At 69.1% G+C, this 585-nt stretch carries 1 protein-coding gene; it reads right to left on the reverse strand.

The features are described 5' to 3' along the window. A partial coding sequence (locus tag DYI24_RS27540; RefSeq protein WP_164574559.1) for a D-alanyl-D-alanine carboxypeptidase family protein occupies positions 1-585 on the reverse strand: 585 nt, incomplete at both ends.

Below are 585 nucleotides of genomic sequence, written 5' to 3' on the forward strand. Positions count from 1 at the left end.
CACCTGAACCGCCGGCGCCGGACGGGTATCCTCGGCGACCTCGGTCTCGTCCGAGCCGGGCGAACGTTCGCTGATGGCGGCAACGGTGCGGCGCGTCGCGCCCTTTTCCAGATTCTCTGCCAGCAGGTTGCGCATGATGGCGTCACGCGAGCCGCCGCTGCGGCCGCCGAGCACGACGCCGACCAGGAAGCGGTTGCCGCGGTGCATCGAGGTGACGAGGTTGAAGCCGGAGGCGCGGGTGTAGCCGGTCTTGATGCCATCGACGCCTTCGACATTGCCGAGCAGGCGATTGTGGTTGCGGATGGCGTGGCCGCGATAGTTGAAGACGGAGGTCGCGAAGTAGCGGTAGTAGCGCGGGAAGCGGTCCTGGATCGCGCGGCCGAGGATCGACTGGTCCCGGGCGGTGGTGACCTGCTCGTCGTTCGGCAGGCCGGAGGCGTTACGGTACACGGTGCGCGACATGCCGAGCGCCCGCGCCTTGCGGGTCATCAGCTTGGCGAAGTCGGACTCGCTGCCGCCGACGGTCTCGGCGATCACCACGGCGGCGTCGTTGGCCGAACGCGTCACCCGGCCCTTGATGGCCTC

This window comes from Rhodopseudomonas sp. BR0C11 (assembly GCF_010820945.1).
GTDB lineage: Bacteria > Pseudomonadota > Alphaproteobacteria > Rhizobiales > Xanthobacteraceae > Rhodopseudomonas > Rhodopseudomonas palustris_H.